At 60.5% G+C, this 21,362-nt stretch carries 19 protein-coding genes; 10 read left to right on the top strand and 9 right to left on the bottom strand.

Annotated elements, in window-relative coordinates:
* Nucleotides 1-28 precede the first annotated feature (28 nt).
* From AC1RDQ_RS06660 to AC1RDQ_RS06685, 6 genes are all read right to left on the bottom strand, one after another.
* A complete protein-coding gene (locus tag AC1RDQ_RS06660) occupies nucleotides 29-295 on the bottom strand; it encodes a hypothetical protein (RefSeq protein ID WP_007995656.1) in 267 nt (88 codons plus the stop codon).
* Nucleotides 296-689: 394 nt separating this feature from the next.
* Nucleotides 690-1,853 (bottom strand): gamma-butyrobetaine dioxygenase, encoded by a 1,164-nt coding sequence (locus tag AC1RDQ_RS06665; RefSeq protein WP_492586752.1) that lies wholly within the window; start codon nucleotides 1,851-1,853, stop codon nucleotides 690-692.
* Between the two features lie 13 nt (nucleotides 1,854-1,866).
* The gene (locus AC1RDQ_RS06670) at nucleotides 1,867-2,343 is read right to left on the bottom strand and encodes a thioesterase family protein (protein ID WP_090451849.1); all 477 of its coding nucleotides are present in this window, start codon (nucleotides 2,341-2,343) and stop codon (nucleotides 1,867-1,869) included.
* 153 nt (nucleotides 2,344-2,496) lie between these two features.
* The gene (locus tag AC1RDQ_RS06675) at nucleotides 2,497-3,462 is read right to left on the bottom strand and encodes an L-carnitine dehydrogenase (protein ID WP_492586754.1); all 966 of its coding nucleotides are present in this window, start codon (nucleotides 3,460-3,462) and stop codon (nucleotides 2,497-2,499) included.
* Between the two features lie 133 nt (nucleotides 3,463-3,595).
* Nucleotides 3,596-4,483, bottom strand: coding sequence for a 3-dehydrocarnitine:acetyl-CoA trimethylamine transferase CdhC (cdhC, locus tag AC1RDQ_RS06680; protein ID WP_492586756.1), 888 nt, complete (start codon nucleotides 4,481-4,483; stop codon nucleotides 3,596-3,598).
* A gap of 94 nt (nucleotides 4,484-4,577) precedes the next feature.
* Complete coding sequence (locus AC1RDQ_RS06685) at nucleotides 4,578-5,522, bottom strand: choline ABC transporter substrate-binding protein (protein ID WP_057712987.1); 945 nt, start codon at nucleotides 5,520-5,522, stop codon at nucleotides 4,578-4,580.
* Nucleotides 5,523-5,745: 223 nt separating this feature from the next.
* On the opposite strand from AC1RDQ_RS06685, the gene AC1RDQ_RS06690 reads away from it, so the two are divergent.
* Nucleotides 5,746-6,690, top strand: a complete 945-nt coding sequence (locus AC1RDQ_RS06690) for a GlxA family transcriptional regulator (protein ID WP_057712988.1) — start codon at nucleotides 5,746-5,748, stop codon at nucleotides 6,688-6,690.
* A 129-nt stretch (nucleotides 6,691-6,819) separates the two neighbouring features.
* On the opposite strand, the gene AC1RDQ_RS06695 is transcribed toward AC1RDQ_RS06690, so the two are convergent.
* Both AC1RDQ_RS06695 and AC1RDQ_RS06700 read right to left on the bottom strand, forming a co-directional pair.
* The gene (locus AC1RDQ_RS06695) at nucleotides 6,820-7,236 is read right to left on the bottom strand and encodes a DUF3010 family protein (protein ID WP_340313383.1); all 417 of its coding nucleotides are present in this window, start codon (nucleotides 7,234-7,236) and stop codon (nucleotides 6,820-6,822) included.
* Between the two features lie 61 nt (nucleotides 7,237-7,297).
* Nucleotides 7,298-7,699, bottom strand: coding sequence for a lysozyme inhibitor LprI family protein (locus AC1RDQ_RS06700; protein ID WP_218494728.1), 402 nt, complete (start codon nucleotides 7,697-7,699; stop codon nucleotides 7,298-7,300).
* 236 nt (nucleotides 7,700-7,935) lie between these two features.
* Between AC1RDQ_RS06700 and AC1RDQ_RS06705 the strand changes: the two genes are divergently transcribed.
* The 8 genes from AC1RDQ_RS06705 (at nucleotide 7,936) to AC1RDQ_RS06740 (ending at nucleotide 17,870) form a co-directional block, all read left to right on the top strand.
* On the top strand, nucleotides 7,936-8,913 hold the full coding sequence (locus AC1RDQ_RS06705) for a dipeptidase (RefSeq protein WP_032829497.1): 978 nt from the start codon (nucleotides 7,936-7,938) through the stop codon (nucleotides 8,911-8,913).
* Between the two features lie 78 nt (nucleotides 8,914-8,991).
* Nucleotides 8,992-9,522: a DUF5943 domain-containing protein gene (locus AC1RDQ_RS06710; RefSeq protein ID WP_008048169.1), complete on the top strand. Its 531-nt coding sequence runs from the start codon at nucleotides 8,992-8,994 to the stop codon at nucleotides 9,520-9,522.
* Nucleotides 9,523-9,537: 15 nt separating this feature from the next.
* Nucleotides 9,538-11,598 (top strand): dimethylglycine demethylation protein DgcA, encoded by a 2,061-nt coding sequence (gene dgcA, locus AC1RDQ_RS06715; RefSeq protein WP_057712990.1) that lies wholly within the window; start codon nucleotides 9,538-9,540, stop codon nucleotides 11,596-11,598.
* Between the two features lie 174 nt (nucleotides 11,599-11,772).
* Nucleotides 11,773-13,722, top strand: coding sequence for a dimethylglycine demethylation protein DgcB (dgcB, locus tag AC1RDQ_RS06720; RefSeq protein ID WP_057712991.1), 1,950 nt, complete (start codon nucleotides 11,773-11,775; stop codon nucleotides 13,720-13,722).
* Complete coding sequence (gene etfA / locus AC1RDQ_RS06725; RefSeq protein WP_492586758.1) at nucleotides 13,722-14,942, top strand: electron transfer flavoprotein subunit alpha; 1,221 nt, start codon at nucleotides 13,722-13,724, stop codon at nucleotides 14,940-14,942. The genes dgcB and etfA overlap by 1 nt, the downstream gene beginning before the upstream one ends.
* A 15-nt stretch (nucleotides 14,943-14,957) precedes the next feature.
* Nucleotides 14,958-15,728: an electron transfer flavoprotein subunit beta gene (gene etfB / locus AC1RDQ_RS06730; RefSeq protein WP_090451839.1), complete on the top strand. Its 771-nt coding sequence runs from the start codon at nucleotides 14,958-14,960 to the stop codon at nucleotides 15,726-15,728.
* Nucleotides 15,729-15,919: 191 nt separating this feature from the next.
* The gene (locus AC1RDQ_RS06735) at nucleotides 15,920-16,486 is read left to right on the top strand and encodes a GNAT family N-acetyltransferase (RefSeq protein ID WP_489847832.1); all 567 of its coding nucleotides are present in this window, start codon (nucleotides 15,920-15,922) and stop codon (nucleotides 16,484-16,486) included.
* Nucleotides 16,487-16,649: 163 nt separating this feature from the next.
* Nucleotides 16,650-17,870 carry a retroviral-like aspartic protease family protein gene (locus AC1RDQ_RS06740; RefSeq protein WP_492586760.1) on the top strand — a complete coding sequence of 407 codons (1,221 nt, stop codon included), beginning with the start codon at nucleotides 16,650-16,652 and terminating at the stop codon, nucleotides 17,868-17,870.
* An 806-nt stretch (nucleotides 17,871-18,676) separates the two neighbouring features.
* Here AC1RDQ_RS06740 and gbca read toward each other — a convergent pair.
* A complete protein-coding gene (gene gbca / locus AC1RDQ_RS06745; protein WP_057712996.1) occupies nucleotides 18,677-19,972 on the bottom strand; it encodes a glycine betaine monooxygenase oxygenase subunit in 1,296 nt (431 codons plus the stop codon).
* Nucleotides 19,973-20,254: 282 nt separating this feature from the next.
* On the opposite strand from gbca, the gene gbcB reads away from it, so the two are divergent.
* The gene (gene gbcB, locus AC1RDQ_RS06750) at nucleotides 20,255-21,355 is read left to right on the top strand and encodes a glycine betaine monooxygenase reductase subunit (RefSeq protein WP_090451831.1); all 1,101 of its coding nucleotides are present in this window, start codon (nucleotides 20,255-20,257) and stop codon (nucleotides 21,353-21,355) included.
* The last annotated feature ends 7 nt before the right edge of the window (nucleotides 21,356-21,362 follow it).

Consider the following 21,362-nt stretch of genomic DNA (forward strand, 5'->3'; position numbering starts at 1 on the left):
TGGGAGCGAGCTTGCTCGCGAAGGCTGTTTATCGGCCTGTGTGGCTCTGCTGATACTCCGCCAGCGCCGGCAACAACTGCTTGTCGATCGCCTGGCGCACCGCCGGCAAGATGGTCGCGCTGCTGGTGTACATCTGTTTGACCATGGTCCGCAGGGTCATCGCCCGTACATCGTTCAAACCCCGTACCGCACACTCGCAGGCTTGCTCGGCGGTGGCGCCGGTGGGCACCTCGAAGCCCAACGACTTGAGCTGGCCCAACAGGTCTTCCTGGTCTATCAAATCGGCGTGCATCATGACGCAATCCTTCTTCAGGGAACGGTGTCTTGGTTCGATTCTGGTAGGGGTGCCGGGTGTCGGCAAGGGCGAATTGTCGCAATGGCAGCATTGGCTATGAACAGGTCGTTTTCGGGCAACTTGTCGGCCAAAGGAGGGGGCACACTGGACTCAGCTCGCTTCACGAAGGTTTGGTCACCCTCGCACGGCAGCTCCTCAACAGTACCCTCTGCCTCGATCCTGTCACGGCTTGATCGGGGCTTTTTTTTACTTGTGAATCCGGGAAATATTCGGTGTCTGGACTGGCGCCATCGCGGGCAAGCCACGCTCCCACAGGATCGGGGTTACCACAGATTTAGTGAACGACGCCAAACCTGTGGGAGCGTGGCTTGCCCGCGATGAACGATGACGCGGTCTAGCGCTGTAACACGAGGATGCGCGACAACAATTCATCCCGGTCGACATAGCAACCCTGGAAATGCCGCGCCCCAGTGGCGGGATCGAAGGCATTGCGCGCATGCAAGGTGCGGCGGTTGTCGAAGCACCACAGCTCACCGGGATTGAGCCTCTGCATCAGCCTGAAGCGGGGCTCGCGGGTCATCGCGATAAAGCGCCGGTAGGCCTGATACAACTTGGGCATCTGCTCCACCGATGCATCGAAGGGGCCGCGCAGAAAGTTGGCCATGCGGATTTCCGACACCTGCCCCAACGTATCCAGGGCAATGATCGGTGCCAGGCAGCGGTAGTCGCTGTGACGGTCCTTGTTGCGAAACTCCACGGGGATTTCGCAGAGGCTTTTGAAAGATTCGGGGTCTTCCCGGCGCAAGGCGTCGGCAATGGCAAACCCGTCGACAAAAATGCTCTCGCCACCCTCGGCGTCATTGACCAGGCAATGCAGGAATTGCAGCCCCGGTTGCAACTCCCGGGTTGGCAAATCGCTGTGCAGCGGCAGGTTGAACGCGGTGTAGGCGTTGCTGTCGGCGTCGGCCTTGGATTGCACGTTGAACAGCACGCCGAAATTGCTCTCGCGGATGAAGGAAATCCGTTGGGCGATCAGCTTCAGAGAGCCGGGTTCGGTGGGCACGCCACGGACTTGGGTCAATCCGACATCCCGTACCGCCAACAACCATTGCAACAAGGCGTCGGAGTCGTTCATCAGCGCCTGATACTCGAATGCCGGCAACTGGACATTACTGTGCCAAAGCCTGGCTTTTGGCTTGCGTGCCTGGCGCTCGGCGCGGGACTCGTCGTCATAGGCGTGGGCGCGCAGCCAGCCGGGGTCGAAGCGGCTGCTGTGGCCGTCCTGCCAATCAACCGACAGGCAACCTTCGGTGTCGATGTGCACTTGGTCAGGGATCAAGTCTTGAGCTGTATCGACGATTTCCAGCACTTGCTCGCGGGTCACGGTGTAGACGCACTGCGGGCACGGGCAATTGTCTCGCAGCCATTGATGGTGGAAGGGGCTGACGCGATTGTCGGCCCACTTCACCAGAACACGGTCCGCCAGGGTCTGCACGGCAGTCAGCGCGCTGATCAACGGATAGGTACGAAAGTCGGCAAAGGCAGCGGCGGTGTTCATGGCGATCTCCTTGTTATTTTTTTTGGGGTAATGCGATCACTCGGCCAATGTACTCGGGCGCTGGTAGGTCCGCCTGTTCGGCGACGATGGCTTGCAGCTGGCTCAAGGACTGCTCGCTGAACGGCGCCGAACGCGGCCCGGCGAGGTCCACGTGCAGCAGCATCTGTTCATTGCCAGCCAGTTCCCGGGCATCACCCACCAGATGCAGGCTGTGATAGAGGTGCACGCGCTTGTTGTCGTGGGCGATGATTTGGGTGTGCACTTCGACCTGGGCGTCGAGCTTCACCTCGTGCAGGTAATTGAGGTGCAGTTCGAGGGTGAACAGCGAGTTGCCGCTGGCCTCGCGGCTGTTGCTGTCCAGGCCCAGGCGATCCATCAGGGCATCGGTGGCGTAGCTGAAAATCAGCAGGTAGAAGGCGTCGCGCAGGTGGCCGTTGTAGTCGACCCAGTCGGGGATGATGGTGGTTTGGTAGGTGGTGAGGGTGGGCATGGTTTCTGATCCAATTTGTGTGGTGACCGGACTGCCGCTATCGCGAGCAAGCTCGCTCCCACAGGTGACCGAGTTGTATCAGACACCTGCGATCAAATGTGGGAGCGAGCTTGCTCGCGATGGGGTCAGCACTGCTGGCCCCAAAGCTTGGGCTTACTCGCTGAAGGCCATCCCATGCTTCTCTTTGGTGGTCTTCACCGCCTCCAGCACCGCCAGCAGGCAGTCATCACGATAGCGCTCCAGCGCCGAAATGCTGTGTTTACCCAGTTGATCGCTGGTGCCATCGACCACATCATCGATCAGTTTGTCGGTCAGCTCCGGCGCCGGCAGGTAGGTCCACGGCAATTGCAACGCCGGGCCGAACTGCGCCATGAAGTGGCGCATGCCGGCATCGCCGCCGGCCAGGGTGTAGGTCAGGAAGGTGCCCATGAACGACCAGCGCAAGCCCGCGCCGAAGCGGATGGCGTCGTCGATTTCGCCGGTGGTCGCCACGCCGTCGTTGACCAGGTGCAGCGCCTCACGCCACAGTGCTTCGAGCAGGCGGTCGGCGATGAAACCCGGTACTTCCTTGCGCACGTGCAACGGGCGCATCCCCAGGGATTCATAGACCTTCATGGCCGCTTGCACCGCTTCAGGGGCGGTGTTTTTACCGCCGACCACTTCCACCAGTGGCAGCAGGTAAACCGGGTTGAACGGGTGACCGACCACACAGCGTTCTGGGTGCGTGGCGCTCTCGTAGAACTCGCTCGGCAACAGGCCAGAGGTGCTGGAGCCGATCAACGCATTGGGCTTGGCTGCCGCACTGATTTTGCTATGCAGGTCCAGTTTCAGCTCCAGCCGTTCTGGGGCGCTCTCCTGGATGAAATCGGCATCGCGCACGCACTCTTCGATGGTTGCGACAAAATGCAGGCGATCTTGCGATGCACCCGGTGCCAGGCCTTGTTTTTCCAGTGCGCCCCAAGCGTTGGCGACACGCTTGCGCAGGGCCGCTTCGGCACCGGGGGCCGGGTCCCAAGCCACTACATCCAGGCCATGGGCGAGGGCGCGGGATACCCAACCGCTGCCGATGACACCGCTGCCTAATGCTGCGAAGGTTTTGATTTCGGTGATAAAGCTCATGGCGATTTCCTGGAGAATTCGGTGATCCTCTGTAGGAGCGAGCTTGCTCGCGATGGTATTCCAGGCGCTGATTGGCGTCGGCTGTACCTTTTTCGCGAGCAAGCTCGCTCCTACAGGGGGGGGATGTGTGGGATTAACCACGCTTGGTCAGGCCCATTTTCTTGCGGCCTTCAGCCGGGGTCAGGACGCGGGCACCGAGGCGGCTGAGGATTTCCGAGGCGCGCTCGACCAGTTGGCCGTTGGTCGCCAGCACGCCCTTGTCCAGCCACAGGTTGTCTTCCAGCCCGACCCGCACGTTGCCGCCGAGCAACACTGCTTGTGCCGCCATCGGCATCTGCATGCGACCGATACCGAAACCGGCCCAGACCGCGTCGGCCGGCAGGTTGTCGACCATGGCTTTCATGGTGGTGGTGTCCGCCGGCGCGCCCCAAGGGATGCCCAGGCACAGCTGGAACAATGGGTTGTCGAGCAGGCCTTCCTTGATCATCTGCTTGGCGAACCACAGGTGGCCGGTGTCGAAGATTTCCAGCTCGGCTTTAACGCCCAGTTCCTGGATGCGTTTGGCGCCAGCGCGCAGTTGGGCCGGGGTGGAGACGTATATGGTGTCGCCGTCTCCGAAGTTCAGGGTGCCGCAGTCGAGGGTGCAGATTTCCGGCAGCAGTTCTTCGACGTGGGCCAGGCGGGTCAGCGGGCCGACCAGGTCGGTATTCGGGCCGAATTCCATCGGGTTCTCGCCGGCGCCGATTTCCAGGTCGCCGCCCATGCCGGCGGTGAGGTTGACGATGATGTCCACGTCCGCCTCGCGGATGCGCTCCATCACTTCGCGATACAGCGCCACGTCACGGCTGAACTTGCCGGTTTGCGGGTCGCGCACATGGCAGTGAACCACGGTGGCACCGGCCTTGGCGGCTTCCACGGCGGCAGCCGCGATTTGTTTCGGGGTGACCGGCACGTGCGGGCTCTTGGCGGTCGTGTCGCCAGCACCGGTGAGTGCGCAGGTGATGATGACGTCGTGGTTCATGAGGCGGTTCCTTACAGGCGAGTTTTTGGTTTTGGCCGGGCGTGGTGATCCCGTTCGCAGCCCGTTGGGGCTGCGAGTCGGTGGTTCATTCGGTTTATTTACTGGTCAGTTGCAGGTTTTCAGCAGCCGGTTTGCCATCGAAGGTGGTGACGCCTTCAAGCCAGCGCTTTTTGTCCTGCGGGTGATCCTTGATCCATTGTTTGGCCGACTCGAAAGCGTCCTTGTGATCCAGCAGCGGCTGCATCATCCGACTCTCGTCTTCGGCGGTGAAAGTCAGGTTGCTCAGCAGGCGACCGATGTTCGGGCATTGTTCGGCGTATGTCGGTGCGGTGACGGTCCACACGGTGGCCTTGCCTTCGTCCGGCCCAAGGGCGTTTTCACTGCCGGTGAGGTAGGTCATTTTCACGTTGACGTTCATCGGGTGCGGTGCCCAGCCGAAGAACACCACGGCTTCGTTGCGACGCACGGCGCGGTCCACGGCGGCGAGCATGCCGGCTTCGCTGGACTCGACCAGCTGGAACTTGCCAAGGCCGAACTGGTTCTTGGAAATCATGGCCTTGATCTGGGTGTTGGCGCCCGAGCCAGGCTCGATGCCGTAGATCTTGCCGCCCAGTTCTTTTTCGAATTTGGCGATATCAGCGAAGGTTTTCAGGCCCTTGTCGGCGAGGTAGGTCGGCACGGCGAGGGTCGCGCGGGCGTCCTGCAGGCTTGGCGCATCAAGCACCTTGACCTGTTTGGCGTCGACGAACGGGGTGATGGTCTGGGTCATCAGCGGGTTCCAGTAGCCGAGGAACAGGTCCAGACGCTGGTCGCGGATCCCGGCGAAGATGATTTGCTGGGAGGCACTGGTTTGTTTGGTGCTGTAGCCGAGGCCGTCGAGCAATACCTGGGTCATGGCACTGGTGGCGATCACGTCGGTCCAGTTCACTACACCCATGCGCACGTTCTGGCATGCGGCGGGTTCGGCGGCCATGACACTGGCGCTCAGTAACGCGGTACCACTGAGTGCAAGAACACAGCTGCTGATCAGTCGTTTCATCTCAGGTTCCTCGGCAGTTCGTTATTGTGAGTTCCGGTGTCTGATGCGCCGGTGATGCCAAGTTACGCAGCAAAGCACCGATGAAAGCGCACTGCGGCGACCAGCTCTTGCACTGCAGCGACCTGTGCTCTTGAATGCCGCTCGCAACTGGCGTATCAACATCCCTACGTTGCCCGCCCTCTCGTTACCTGGCCTCTTGTTACCTGCTAAGCGAGTGCGCTCCATGTCCCAGGATTTCTACTTCTTGTTGATGCCGGGTTTCTCGGCCATCGGATTTATCTCGGCCATCGAGCCGTTGCGGGTGGCCAATCGCTTTCGTGGCGAGCTGTATCGCTGGCATGTGCTGAGCGCCGATGGCGGGGCGGTGCTGGCGAGCAACGGCATGTCGGTCAACGCCGATGCGGCGCTGGAACCGTTGAAAAAAGGCGTGACGCTGCTGGTGGTCGCCGGGTTCGAGCCCCTGAAGTTCACCACCCCGGCGCTGGAACACTGGCTGCGCCGCCTGGACCACGAAGGCGTGACTCTCGGCGGCATCGACACCGGCAGCTTCATCCTCGCCGAGGCGGGTTTGCTCGACGGCCATCGCCTGACCCTGCACTGGGAAGCCATCGACGCGTTCAAGGAATCTTATCCACAGCTCAGCGTCACCCAGGAACTGTTCGAGATCGACCGTCGTCGCATCACCTCTGCTGGCGGCACCGCCTCTATTGATTTAATGCTGGATCTGATCGCCCAGGCTCATGGTCCGGAGCTGGCGATCCAGGTCAGCGAGCAATTCGTGCTTGGCCGCATCCGCCCGCGCAAAGACCATCAGCGCATGGAAGTCGCCACCCGTTATGGCATCAGCAACAAGAAGCTGGTTCACGTGATCGGTGAGATGGAGCAGCACAGCGAGCCGCCGCTGAGCACGCTGGAACTGGCGGAATCGATCAAGGTGACGCGGCGGCAGCTGGAGCGCCTGTTTCGCCTGCATCTGAACGACACGCCGAGCAATTTCTATCTGCGGTTAAGGCTGGAAAAGGCCCGGCAGTTGCTACGCCAGACCGACATGAGCGTGCTGGAAGTGAGCATTGCCTGCGGGTTTGAATCGCCGTCGTATTTCACTCGCAGTTATCGGGCGAAGTATGAGCGGTGCCCTCGGGAGGATCGACGCACCGCCAAGGCATAAACCCCCGAGAAACCTGTGGGAGCGAGCTTGCTCGCGATGAGGTCGGCACATTCAACATAGATGTCGACTGCCTTACCGCCATCGCGAGCAAGCTCGCTCCCACAGGTTATTGGTGTTCCGGAAGTTTATTTACTTCTTCACCAATGCCGAACACGCAGCCTTGTAAGCCTCATGCTGATACTTGTTCAGCGTTCCAGGCAGCTCGAAATTGTGCTTTTTGGCTTGGGCATTGATGGTCTGCGGCGACAGCAAGGTCACCTCGCAATTCTCCAGCAACTGGAAAACTCCCTCGATCTTGAACGTGGTCGGCCCGCCAGCGAACTCGCCTTTCTTGCTGCGTTTCTTGATCGCAATGCGGTCGATGGAATTCTCACGGACAAACGAAGCGACCTGAGCGGCGAATACTTTGACGTTGGCGGCCTCGTCGTCATCGTCCAGGGCAATTTTCTTGGTGGCGAGCGCGACATGGCTCAGCGCCTGACCGTCCAGCGTGGCCACGGCGATGATCGCTTCGCTGCCTTTGATTTCGATGCCGCAGACTTTCATGTTCAATCCCATTAGTGACAGAGGGTGTGCAGCTTACAGCTCAAGCTGGCTGGGGAACGGATCACTCCTGCCCAATCGACTCCAAAAACTCCGACCGCTCGTCGCTCATCCGTGCAATGCAATCGTTCTGGGCAATGGTGAGCGCCTTGCTGCCGTTGGTGGCCGGGAAGGCTTCGACGGCGCAGTCTGCGTCGCGGGTCTTCAGCCATTGCTGTTGGGCGGCTTTGATCTTGGCGGTGATGTCGGCCAGTTGCGACGGGTTTTTGCCGTATTGCGACTGCATGCGCTCGGTCAGGCCCTGGAGGTTTTCCTTGAGCAGGTCTTCGGCGGAGGTTTTGCTGAAGGCCGAGCACTCGAGGGTCTGGATGTCGTTTTCGACTTTGTCGCAGGGATTGTCGTCGGCCACCTCCGCTGCGTGTACGCCGGTCGCAATCAGTGCCATTGCCAGAATGATCGATTTCATTATCGTCGCCGCTCTTGTCCAGTGAAGCATCCAGTGATGCGGCGAATTCTGGCCCAAGCCAGGGGCCTTGAACAGGTCGATGATTGTGCCTGGCGACGACCCTTTGTCGCGGATTGACGCTTTCGGCAAACCCCCTGTCGTTTTTGCACCCGGCTGCCCCTGCACCGAGGCATATGCTGGCCCCAAAGCGCCGGCACACGATTCGGCGCATGAATCGCTAACAAGGGGACAGCCTGATGAGCCCAGCCGAATTGCACGCCGACAGCATCGTTATCGACGGGCTGATTATCGCCAAGTGGAACCGTGAACTGTTCGAAGACATGCGCAAGGGCGGTCTGACGGCGGCTAACTGCACCGTGTCGGTGTGGGAGGGCTTTCAGGCCACCGTCAACAACATCGCCGCGAGCCAGAAGCTGATTCGCGAGAACAGCGACCTGGTGATCCCGGTGCGCACCACCGCCGACATCCGTAAAGCCAAGGAGCAGGGCAAGACCGGCATCCTGTTCGGCTTCCAGAACGCTCACGCCTTCGAAGACCAGATCGGCTATGTCGAGGTGTTCAAGCAACTGGGCGTCGGCATTGTGCAGATGTGCTACAACACCCAGAACCTGGTGGGCACCGGTTGCTACGAGCGTGACGGCGGCCTGTCGGGTTTCGGTCGCGAAATCGTCGCCGAGATGAACCGCGTTGGTGTGATGTGCGACCTGTCCCACGTCGGTTCCAAGACTTCCGAAGAAGTCATCCTCGAGTCGAAGAAACCGGTCTGCTACTCCCACTGCCTGCCATCGGGGCTCAAAGAGCACCCGCGCAACAAGTCCGATGAAGAACTGAAGTTCATCGCCGACCACGGCGGCTTTGTCGGCGTGACCATGTTCGCGCCGTTCCTGGCCAAGGGCATCGATTCGACCATCGACGACTACGCCGAAGCCATCGAGTACGTGATGAACATCGTCGGCGAAGACGCCATCGGCATCGGCACCGACTTCACCCAGGGCCATGGCCAGGACTTCTTCGAATACCTGACCCACGACAAGGGCTACGCCCGCCGCCTGACCAGTTTCGGCAAGATCATCAACCCGCTGGGCATCCGCACCGTGGGCGAGTTCCCGAACCTGACCGAGACCCTGCTCAAGCGCGGCCACTCCGAGCGCGTGGTACGCAAGATCATGGGCGAGAACTGGGTCAACGTCTTGAAAGATGTCTGGGGCGAATAAGCCGCCGCACCTCTGAATCCTTTCCCCCGGCCGCCCGCGCCGGGGGCAACACCAAAATTTTTCTGGAGTTAAGTTTCCATGGCCAAGATCGCCCCGCAATTGCCAATCGAAGTCGACAGCGAAACCGGTGTCTGGACCTCCGACGCCCTGCCGATGCTGTACGTGCCGCGCCATTTCTTCGTTAACAACCACATGGGCATCGAGGAAGTGCTGGGCGCTGAAGCCTATGCCGAAATCCTCTACAAGGCCGGCTACAAGTCCGCCTGGCACTGGTGTGAAAAAGAAGCCGAATGCCACGGTCTGGAAGGCGTAGCGGTGTTCGAACACTACATGAAGCGCCTGTCGCAGCGCGGCTGGGGCCTGTTCAAGATCCAGGACATCGACCTCGACAAAGGCACCGCCAGCGTCAAGCTCGAACACTCGGCATTCGTCTACGTGTACGGCAAGGTCGGGCGCAAGGTCGACTACATGTTCACTGGCTGGTTTGCAGGGGCCATGGATCAGATCCTCGCCGCTCGCGGCAGCAAGATCCGCACCGTGGCCGAACAAGTCTACGGTGGCTCCGAAGAGGGCCACGAAGACGGCTTGTTCACCGTCAAGCCGTTGTAAGTCGAGGAACCCGCCATGGCTTTCGAAGCAATGTTCCAGCCGATCCAGATCGGCAAACTGACCATCCGCAACCGCGTGCTCAGCACCGCGCACGCCGAGGTCTATGCCACCGACGGCGGCATGACCACCGACCGGTACGTCAAGTATTACGAAGAGAAAGCCAAGGGCGGTATCGGCCTGGCGATTTGCGGCGGTTCGTCCGTGGTGGCCATCGACAGCCCGCAGGAATGGTGGAGTTCGGTGAACCTGTCCACCGACCGCATCATTCCGCACTTCCAGAATCTTGCCGACGCCATGCACAAGCACGGCGCCAAGATCATGATCCAGATTACCCACATGGGCCGTCGCTCGCGTTGGGACGGCTTCAACTGGCCGACGCTGATGTCGCCGTCGGGCGTGCGCGAGCCGGTGCACCGTGCCACTTGCAAAACCATCGAGCCGGAAGAAATCTGGCGGGTGATCGGTAACTACGCTCAAGCGGCCCGCCGCGCCAAGGCCGGTGGCCTGGACGGTGTCGAACTGTCGGCGGTGCATCAGCACATGATCGACCAGTTCTGGAGCCCACGGGTCAACAAGCGTACCGACGAATGGGGCGGCACCTTCGAAGGCCGGATGAAGTTCGGTCTGGAAGTCTTGAAAGCCGTACGCGCCGAGGTCGGTGACGATTTCTGCGTGGGCATGCGCATCTGCGGTGACGAGTTCCACCCGGATGGTCTTTCCCACGAAGACATGAAGCAGATCGCCAAGTATTACGACGATACCGGCATGCTCGACTTCATCGGCGTCGTGGGTTCGGGTTGCGACACCCACAACACCCTGGCCAACGTGATTCCGAACATGAGTTATCCGCCGGAGCCGTTCCTGCATCTGGCTGCCGGTATCAAGGAAGTGGTCAAGGTTCCAGTGCTGCACGCGCAGAACATCAAGGACCCTAACCAGGCCACACGTATCCTGGAAGGCGGTTACGTCGACATGGTCGGCATGACCCGCGCGCACATCGCCGACCCGCACCTGATCGCCAAGATCAAAATGGGGCAGATCGACCAGATCAAACAATGCGTCGGTGCCAACTACTGCATCGACCGTCAGTATCAGGGTCTGGATGTGCTGTGCATTCAGAACGCCGCGACTTCTCGTGAATACATGGGCCTGCCGCACATCATCGAAAAAACCACTGGCGTGAAACGCAAGGTGGTGGTGGTCGGCGCCGGTCCTGCCGGGATGGAAGCCGCCCGCGTAGCCGCCGAGCGTGGCCACGATGTGACCCTGTTCGAGAAAAAGGAATTCATCGGCGGGCAGATCACCACCGCATCGAAAGCCCCGCAACGGGACCAGATCGCCGGTATTACCCGCTGGTATCAACTGGAACTGGCGCGGTTGAAAGTCGACCTGCGCCTGGGCACCGCGGCTGACGCGCCAACCATCATGGACCTGCGTCCGGACGTGGTTGTGCTGGCCGTCGGCGGTCATCCGTTCATCGAGCAGAACGAACACTGGGGCGCGGCTGAAGGCCTGGTGGTCAGCAGCTGGGACATCCTCGATGGCAAGGTGGCACCGGGCAAGAACGTGCTGGTCTACGACACCATTTGCGAGTTCACCGGCATGTCGACCGCCGACTTCCTCGCCGACAAGGGCAGCCAGGTCGAGATCGTTACCGACGACATCAAGCCTGGTGTGGCGATTGGCGGTACGTCGTTCCCGACTTACTACCGCAGCATGTATCCGAAAGAAGTGATCATGACCGGCGACATGATGCTGGAGAAGGTCTACCGCGAAGGCGACAAGCTCGTAGCGGTACTGGAAAACGAATACACCGGCGCCAAAGAGGAGCGGGTGGTTGACCAAGTGGTCGTGGAAAACGGCGTGCGTCCGGACGAAGAAATCTACTACGCGCTGAAGGAAGGCTCGCGCAACAAAGGCCAGATCGACGTCGAAGCCTTGTTCGCGATCAAGCCGCAACCTTGCCTGGAACAGAGCGGCGACGGCTACCTGCTGTTCCGCATCGGCGACTGCGTGGCCCAGCGTAACGTGCACGCGGCGATCTACGACGCGCTGCGGCTGTGCAAGGATTTCTAACGGCTTGCACATAACCCTGTGTAGGAGCGAGCTCGCTCGCGATGAATTTGAAGGCGCCGCGTTCTTCCAGACCGCACGCGTCATCGTTAACGCCCATCGCGAGCAAGCTCGCTCCTACAGGGAGTCGAGCAAGGTATCCAGGTAGTTAAGCCCGAGGTCTTTGGGAGCTTCACCATGTTGAACACCCTTCTTCCAATCCTGTTGTTCGCCGCCCTGGGCCTTGGTGTCCTGGGCGCGTTGCGGCGGGTGGCCATGTGGCGCCGGGGCCGAGCCTCCAAGGTCGACCTGATCGGCGGCCTGTTCGCCATGCCCAAGCGCTACATGGTCGACTTGCACCATGTGGTAGCGCGGGACAAATACATTGCCAACACCCACGTCGCCACGGCTGGCGGTGCGGTGGCGTCCATCGTGCTGGCGATTCTGGTGCATGGTTTCGGCCTGCATAACCGCTTCCTCGGCTATGCGTTGCTGCTGATGTCGGCGGTGATGTTCGTTGGTGCGATCTTCGTTTACCTGCGTCGGCGCAATCCGCCGTCGCGCCTGTCGAAAGGCCCGTGGATGCGCCTACCGAAAAGCCTGCTGGCGTTTTCGGCCTCGTTCTTCCTGTTGACCCTGCCGGTGGCGGGCATCCTGCCGGAAAATTTCGGTGGCTGGCTGTTGGCGGCGATTCTCGGGGTTGGCGTGTTGTGGGGCGTGTCGGAACTGTTCTTCGGCATGACCTGGGGCGGGCCGATGAAACACGCCTTTGCCGGTGCCTTGCACCTGGCTTGGCACCGCCGCGCCGAACGCTTTGGTGGTGGTCGTTCCACAGGGTTGAAACCGCTGGATCTTAGCGACTTGACCGCGCCACTGGGTGTGGAAAAACCCAAGGATTTCACCTGGAACCAGTTGCTCGGCTTCGACGCCTGCGTGCAGTGCGGTAAATGCGAAGCAGCGTGCCCGGCCTTCGCCGCCGGTCAGCCGCTGAACCCGAAAAAACTGATTCAGGACATGGTCGTCGGCCTGGCCGGTGGCACCGATGCCAAGTTCGCCGGCAGCCCGTATCCAGGCAAAGCCATTGGCGAACACGCGGGCAATCCGCATCAGCCAATCGTCAACGGTCTGGTAGATGCCGAGACGCTGTGGTCGTGCACCACCTGCCGCGCTTGCGTCGAGGAATGCCCGATGATGATCGAGCACGTCGATGCCATCGTCGACATGCGCCGTCATCTGACCCTGGAAAAAGGCGCGACCCCGAACAAGGGTGCCGAAGTCCTGGAAAACCTGATTGCCACCGACAACCCTGGCGGTTTCGCGCCGGGCGGGCGGATGAACTGGGCAGCGGACCTGAACCTCAACCTGCTCAGCGAAAAGAAATCCACCGACGTGCTGTTCTGGGTCGGCGACGGCGCCTTCGACATGCGTAACCAGCGCACCCTGCGCGCCTTCGTCAAAGTGCTCAAGGCGGCGAAAATCGACTTCGCCGTGCTCGGCCTCGAAGAGCGCGACAGCGGTGACGTGGCCCGGCGCCTGGGCGACGAAGCAACCTTCCAGCTGTTGGCCAAGCGCAACATCCAGACTCTGGCCAAATACAGTTTCAACCGTATCGTCACCTGCGATCCGCACAGTTTCCACGTGCTGAAAAACGAGTACGGCGCCTTCGATGGTAACTACCTGGTGCAGCACCACAGCACCTACATGGCGGAAATCATCGATGCTGGCGCGCTCAATCTTGGCCAGCACAAAGGCGACAGCGTGACCTATCACGATCCGTGCTACCTCGGCCGTTACAACGGCGAATACGAGGCACCGCGCCAGGTTCTGCGCGCGCTCGGGATTGAAGTAAAAGAAATGCAGCGCTCCGGCTTCCGCTCCCGCTGCTGCGGCGGTGGTGGCGGCGCGCCGATCACCGACATTCCCGGCAAGCAGCGCATTCCCGACATGCGCATGGAAGACATCCGCGAAACCGGCGCCGAACTGGTGGCCGTGGGTTGTCCACAGTGCACCGCGATGCTTGAAGGCGTGGTCGAACCACGTCCGCTGATCAAGGACATCGCCGAACTGGTGGCTGATGCGTTGCTCGAAGACGCCGCGCCGGGAAAGCCTTCGGCACCGGCCAAACGTGAACCTGCGGAGGTGCATTGATGAGTGACATTATCCGCCGCGACCCTCGCGCCGAATGGATCGCCCGCAACCGTCTGCACCCGCTGCACGCGGCCATGCAGCCAGCGCAACACAGCTGGATGGGACCGAACGGTGTCATCCGCAAGAATCCTCACGGGATCGGTTTTATCGGTCCCAATGGGATCAAACGGATCGACCGCAGTGGCGCTCAGCAGGGCGGGGCGACTAAACGCTCGGCCGCGGTTGAAGTGCAATTGCCGCTGCATCAAGTGGCTGCACCTGCGTTCTACATCAGCGTGGTGCCGGACATGGTCGGCGGCCGCTTGAGCAGCCACGACCGCGACCTGCTGGGCCTGGCTCATCAACTGGCCGGCAAGGACGGTGCAGTGCTGGCCGTGGTGTTCGGCGAACACAAGGAAAACGCTTTCGCCACGGCGGGCGTCGACCGCCTGCTGGTGCTGGACGGCGAAGAATTCAGCGGTTATGCACCGGAACAACGGGTCCAGGGCCTGCGGGCTGTGGATAACCAGTTCAGCCCGCATCACTGGTTGCTGCCGGACAGCCGCAGCGGTGGTGGCGAACTCGGCCGACGTTTTGCCGCAGCACTGGGCGAGCGCCCGGCCACGCGGGTCTGGCAAGTCAAGGATCAGGAGTGCATCGGCCGCGCCGGTGCTGGCCTGCAAGACCTTGCCCGTCCGCTGGCGCGACTGATTCTGGCGGCTGCCGAGTGCGCCGAGCCGGTCAGCGAAACCCGTCACGAAGCGCTGCCCGTGGAGTTATCCACAACCGTGGCACGCAGCCTGTCGCGAATCGAAGATCTGGGCGCAGTGGCCGTCGATCCGGCGGCAATCCCCATGGCCGAAGCCGAGTTCATTTTCTCCGGCGGCAACGGGGTCAAGGACTGGGGACTTTTCCACAGGACCGCCGAAGCCCTCGGCGCGACCGAAGGTGCATCGCGGGTGGCGGTGGACGACGGCTTCATGGCCCGCGACCGTCAGGTCGGGGCATCCGGCACCTGGGTTACCGCACGGGTCTATGTGGCGGTGGGGATTTCCGGGGCGATCCAGCACCTGCAAGGTATTGGTGCCTGCGACAAGGTGGTGGCGATCAACCTCGACCCTGGCTGCGACATGATCAAACGGGCCGACCTGTCGGTGATTGGCGAAAGTGCCGAGATTCTTCAAGCCTTGATCGATGCGGTAGCGGCTTACCGCAACGACGCCAAGCGCGATGCGGCTTAAGGGAAGGAAAGGGTTATGAGCACGAAAATCATCAGCCTGGTGTCCATCGGCGCCCACCCGACGTCCGGTCGGCCGCGTCGCGCGGAACAGGATGCGCGGGCGGTGGAACTGGGCCTGCAATTGGCTGGGGATAACTTGCAGGTGCTGCATGCCGGCGACATCACCGAGCCTGCATTGCGCGCGTATCTGGGCATGGGCCTGGAACAACTGCACGTGCTGGAACAACCACAAGGCGCCGACGCGCTGCCGGCGCTGACCGATTATCTGCGCGATGCCGGGGCCCAGGTGGTGTTGACCGGCAGCCAGGCGGAAACCGGCGAAGGATCGGGCATGTTGCCATTCCTCCTCGCTGAAAACCTGGGCTGGCCGCTGGTGGTGGGGTTGGCGCAAGTCGAGTCCATCGATGGCGGTTCGGCGCTAGTGCTGCAAGCGTTGCCGCGTGGTCAGCGTCGTCGCTTGAAGGTTCGCTTGCCGTTCCTGGCGACTGTGGATAACGCCGCGCCCAAGCCACGGCAGAGTGCCTACGGCCCGGCCCGACGCGGCGTGCTGCAGGCACAGGACGTCGAGGTCATCGACGATGAACTGCTCGCGGTCGCCACCCTGCAGCCGGCCAAGCCACGGCCCAAGCGCCTTAAGGTGATCAAGGCCAAGAGCGGCGCCGATCGCATGAAAGCCGCGACGGCCAAGGCCAGCGGTGGCGGTGGGCAAGTGCTCAAGGGCGTTACGGCGCAAGCGGGGGCAGAAGCGATCCTCAAGCTGCTGATTGAGGAAGGTGTGGTCCGCTAACCCGGTTCAGCACAGATCTCCTGTAGGAGCGAGCCTGCTCGCGATGGTGGTTAACGATGACGCGGGATGCCTGAATGACTTGGTGTCCTCAGGTTTTTCGCGAGCAGGCTCGCTCCTACAACTTTGATCTTCGGTGAACGCTAACACTGGTCCCACCGGATGCCTGCATTACCAGAATTCACGGGGAAACAATGACAGTTGAATTTCGTTCGGCAGTCCGCGCGGATGCGCGTGAGATTGCGCGGTTGTTCCAGATTTCATCCGAAGGCGCTTCAGACTACATCTGGAGCCAGATCGCAGAGCCCGGCCAGGATCTGTTGGACGTCGGCACCATTCGGTATGCCCGGGACGACGTGGATTTCTCCTACCAGAATTGCCTGATTGCCGAGGCCGGTGGCCAGGTCATTGGCATGATGCACAGCTACGTGATGCGCCACGATCCACTGGCGGTGCCGACGACCGACCCGGTACTGGCGCCTTACGCCGACATGGAAGTGCCCGACACGCTCTATATCTCCAGCCTTGCCCTGCACGAGGGCTGGCGCAACCGGGGCCTGGGCGTGCAGTTTCTCGCCCATGCTCAAGAACGTGCCGACCAACTGGGGCTCAATGGCCTGAGCCTGATCGACTATGCCGCCAACACTGGTGCCCGGCGCTTTTACGAGCGGCACGGTTTCGGGATCATCAAAACCTGCCAGGTCACCCCTCATCCCATGATCCGCGTCACCGGTGACGCCTATCTTATGCACAGGCCCTGAGTCTGCGGGGGTTCTAACCAGCGAAGGTTATCCACAACGCCACGCGCCCTCGTCCCACGTTGACGAGGGCGATGAGCTACAGTTTTCTATGCGCTGATCAAGGGTGCGACACGCTTTAGGGAGTTTTCAGACGTTCAGCGCTGACTCATGAAATCCGGTTTTTATGACTGGCCTGAACATGAAGACTTTCGCTCTTCTGGCGCTTTTTGCATCGACCCTGTGGATATCCACCGGCTTGCTGTCTGCTGTCCCGGCAAACGTGCCCGTGGCTGATCAGGACTTTTATCAATGGCTGGAGACCGGGCAGGGGCGCGACGCGTCCCTGGCGCAGCTACGGCAGCAGTGCGGCAAGGTACTGGATGCCGATAAGCACCTCAGCTGTTCAGTGACGGTCCTGGCCAGAATGCTCGAAGCCAAGGCCGCCAACCAAATCCCCGAATACTATCTGGCCATCAAGGGCAAGCATGCCCGGGCGATTGCGGCCGACACCGACCTGAATGCCCTGTTCTCCATGTTTGGCAGCGAATCACTGGCTATTCTGACGAGGGCTGGCAATTTCTCGGTCAAGGGATCTGCGCGACATGAGGTGCTGCAGCTCCATCCGTATGCCAATGACTTCTACATCGCTGAACAATCGCTGCCATTTATCGAGGTCGGAACGGCCAACGGTGTCTCGGCGCGTTTTGTACTGGACACGGGGGCGCCGCAAACCCGGGTCAACATTGAAACTGCGAAACAGATGGGGATCAGGATGTTGCCCGATGCTCATTATCGTTACAGCACGTTTTATGGCGAAAGGGGCCTGGCTGCGAGGTTGGGAATTCTTGGGTCACTGAGAGTCGGCACCCGTGAGTTCAGGAACGTCCTGGTCTTTGTCAGCGACCGGGATAATTTGTTGGGGCTGGATCTGATCAGCAAGCTGGGGCGCTTGAAGATAACCAGGAGAACACTGGAGCTTAATCCGCCGCCTGCCCGGCGCTGTGATGCGCCAATTGTCTTGAGCCGCCTGGATCTCAACCAACGGCTGGTAGTTGCCGCACAGCTGGATCGTCGGACAACGCAAGCCATCATCGATACGGGAAATGTCGACTACCTGACGGCCGCGTCGCCCGGCAGGCAAGTCAGCGTGGCGCAGGCGCTGACACCGGGAGGCTCGAACGTTTACACCGGCGACAATAAGCACTTTCAACGCTTCACCGGCGTATTGGCCCTGCAAGGCGACACCTTGGTGGTCAGCTACAAATACTACCCGGGCTTTACCATCCCGCCGTCGTTGGTGGACGGACAATACGTGCCGTCGATATTACTCGGATGGCGCGCCTTCAAAGACTTTGAATTGAACCTGGATCTCGATTCAGGTCGCTCATGCCTCAATAGAGTCTGAACAGACTGAACGGTTACCCACAATCCCTGTTGGTGGTTCTGTGGATAACATGTTCGCCCCTCGCTACACCCCATGCAAATCAAGCCTTGCATGGTGTCGATCAAAAAACACCCAGCCTGGTTCGTGGTTTTTCCATGCTTTTTCAAGGGGATATGTGCTGCTGTTGATGCAGACTTGCCCCCAATCTCTGTTGGCGCTTCTGTGGATAAGATGTTTGCTATCGGCTGTAGGCCTTATAAACAGCGACGTGTAGGCTTTTGATCATAAAATGATCAAAAGCCCGTTTGGCGTCGTGAGCCTCCGCGCAAACGCCGAGTTCCTGCGGGTTTTAGCGGTTTTCCACAGCCCCTGCGAAGTTAACCCCAAAGTCTGTTGGCGCTTCTGTGGATAAGGTGTTTGCCATCCTCTGAAAGCCTTGCATTACGTGACTTTCAGGCTTCTGGTTAAAAAGTGATCAGTGCGACCGTGGAAGCGTGCTTCTGGATAAGTCACGTTTTTTCTTTGGTTTTTGTGGAGAGATTTAGCAGTCTTTCCACAGTTGTCCCCAATAGCTGTGGGTGGAGATGTGGATAACTTGTTTGCGGAAGGCTGAGAGGCGTGCGCAGTATAGCTCTGAACGAAATAGATCATATTTCGTACAGTTCTAAAGATAGAGGAATGTGTAGCGGGGAGAAAACCTGTTGCGAGCAAGCCCCTTGTAGGAGCGAGCTTGCTCGCGATGGTCGTGAACGATGACGCGAAAAGACAGATGGCCAGCGGTGCCCCTGGATTTTTCGCGAGCAAGCTCGCTCCTACAGGGGCATGCTTTAGCCTTGAACCGGAACCCCTTTGAGGTAAGGCGCAGGCTCGGCACCCAAGTTGCTCAGCAGGCGCTCGCTGTACCAGTCCACAAAGTTCACCACACCGAACTCATAGGTTTTGGAGTACGGACCAGGCTGGTACGCGGTGGAGTTGATGCCGCGCTGGTTTTCTTCGGCCAGGCGACGGTCCTGGTCGTTGGTGGCGTCCCAGACCTGGCGCATGCGCTCCACGTCGTAGTCCACGCCTTCGACCGCGTCCTTGTGCACGATCCACTTGGTGGTGACCATGGTTTCCTGGGCGCTGATCGGCCACACGGTGAACACGATGATGTGGTCGCCCATGCAGTGGTTCCAGGAGTGCGGCAGGTGCAGGATGCGCATCGAGCCCAGGTCCGGGTTCTTGATGCGACCCATCAGCTTGGCGCAGCCCTGCTTGCCGTCCATGGTCATCGACACGGTGCCCTTGAGCAGCGGCATACGCACGATGCGGTTGCGCAGGCCGAAGCTGGCGTGGGCGTAAGGGATCTTCTCGGCTTCCCAGGCAGCGGCAGAGGCGGCTACGTGGTCCTTGAAGGCCTGGTCGGCGCGCGGGTCGGTGACGTCGTCCCACTCCAGCAGGGTTTTCAGCAGTTCCGGGTGCGACGCGTTGCAGTGGTAGCACTCGCGGTTGTTTTCCAGCACCAGTTTCCAGTTGGCCTTTTCCATCAAGGTGGTTTGCACCGCCACCTTGGTGTTCTCCATGTCGTACGGTTCCATGTAGTGGTTGAGCGTCGACAGGAAGTCATCGATGGCCGGTGGGTTCTCCGCCAGGCTGATGAAGATGTAGCCGCCGGCGGTCTTCACGTTCACCGGCTTGAGGCCGTACTGGTTCATGTCGAAGTCGGCGCCCATTTCGGTGCCGGCAAACAGTAGGCGGCCGTCGAGTTCGTAGGTCCACTGGTGATAGTGGCAAACCAGCTTGGCGACCTTGCCCTTGTCGCTGGTGCACAGGCGCGAGCCACGGTGGCGGCAGACGTTGTGGAACGCGTGCACCACACCTTCGGCGCCACGGATCACGATGATCGGGTTCTTGCCGATCTGCAGGGTCAGGTAGTTGCCCTTGGTAGGGATCTCGCAGGTCATGCCGGCGATCAACCACTCTTTCTGAAAGATTTCCTGCATGTCGATATCAAACAGGCGCTCGTCGGAGTAAAACGGCTGCGGCAGCGAGAACGTGCGCTCGCGCTCTTGCAGCATCTGCGCGGTGGCCTTGCGTGCGGGTTCCAGCGGATCGCCCAGGCTCAGGGTAGTAGTGACGTCCATCGTGTATTTCCTCAAGGCCATCTGCGTGGCCGCGAAAGTGGCTGATCAGGGTTGCTACGCAAGGTGTAAAGAATGTGTCTTGGTATGGGGCGAGTGTGGGGCCGGCGCAGGCCAGAACCTTATCCATGGGCGACATGGTGCAATCTGTTCCCGACGCGCAAGCCCCAGTCGTTGGGGGCTGGTCGCGATAAGCATGTCAATGTCGCAGATAGGTAAATGGGTGATCTGCGCTATACGCAGAATCGCCAACATGAAGGCCGGCAGTCGGCCGTGGAGATCAGCATGTCCAATAGTTTCCTGAATCCGGTAACCACCCAGACCTGGGCCAATGGTCGGCACATCGTCCGTTGCGTCAAAGTCATCCAGGAAACCTGGGATGTGCGCACCTTCTGCTTCATGGCCGATCAGCCGATCATGTTCTTCTTCAAACCGGGGCAGTTTGTCACCCTGGAGCTGGAGATTGAAGGCCAGCCGATCATGCGTTCGTACACCATTTCCAGCTCGCCATCGGTGCCGTACAGCTTTTCGGTGACCATCAAGCGCGTACCGGGTGGCAAGGTCTCCAACTGGCTGCACGACACCCTGCACGAAGGCCAGGAGCTGGCGGTGCACGGACCGGTCGGGCTGTTCAATGCCATGGACTTCACCGCGCCAAAGGTGCTTTACCTCAGCGGCGGCGTCGGTATCACGCCGGTCATGTCCATGGCGCGCTGGTTCTACGACACCAACGGCAATGTCGACATGGTGTTTATCCACAGCGCCCGTTCGCCCAAGGACATCATTTACCACCGTGAGCTGGAACACATGGCGTCGCGGATCGACAACTTCAGCCTGCACCTGATCTGCGAGAAGCACGGTATGGGTGAGCCCTGGGCCGGTTATCGCGGTTACCTGAACCACAGAATGCTTGAATTGATGGCGCCTGACTTCCTTGAGCGCGAAGTGTTCTGCTGCGGCCCGACACCGTATATGAATGCGGTCAAGCGCTTGCTGGAAGCCGCTGGCTTCGACATGTCGCGTTATCACGAAGAATCCTTCGGTGCGACCCCGCCAGAGGCGCGCGCCGACGCCGTGGAACACGCCGAGCAAGCGGCCGAGGCACCGGAAGTCGACGTGGCGGATCTGCACCAGGTGGAGTTCACGGCGTCCGGCAAGAGCATTCGTGTGGCCCCGGGCGAGACCGTGCATGCGGCGGCGGCCAAGGTCGGCCTGATGATTCCGAAAGCGTGCGGCATGGGTATCTGCGGCACCTGCAAGGTGTTGAAGCTGGGTGGTGAAGTGGAAATGGACCACAACGGCGGGATCACCGAGGAAGATGAAGCAGAAGGGTTCATTCTTTCGTGCTGCAGCGTGCCTAAAGGCGACGTGCGCATCGAATTCTAATGGTTGC

The organism is Pseudomonas sp. GW823-FHT02E01 (assembly GCF_058797535.1).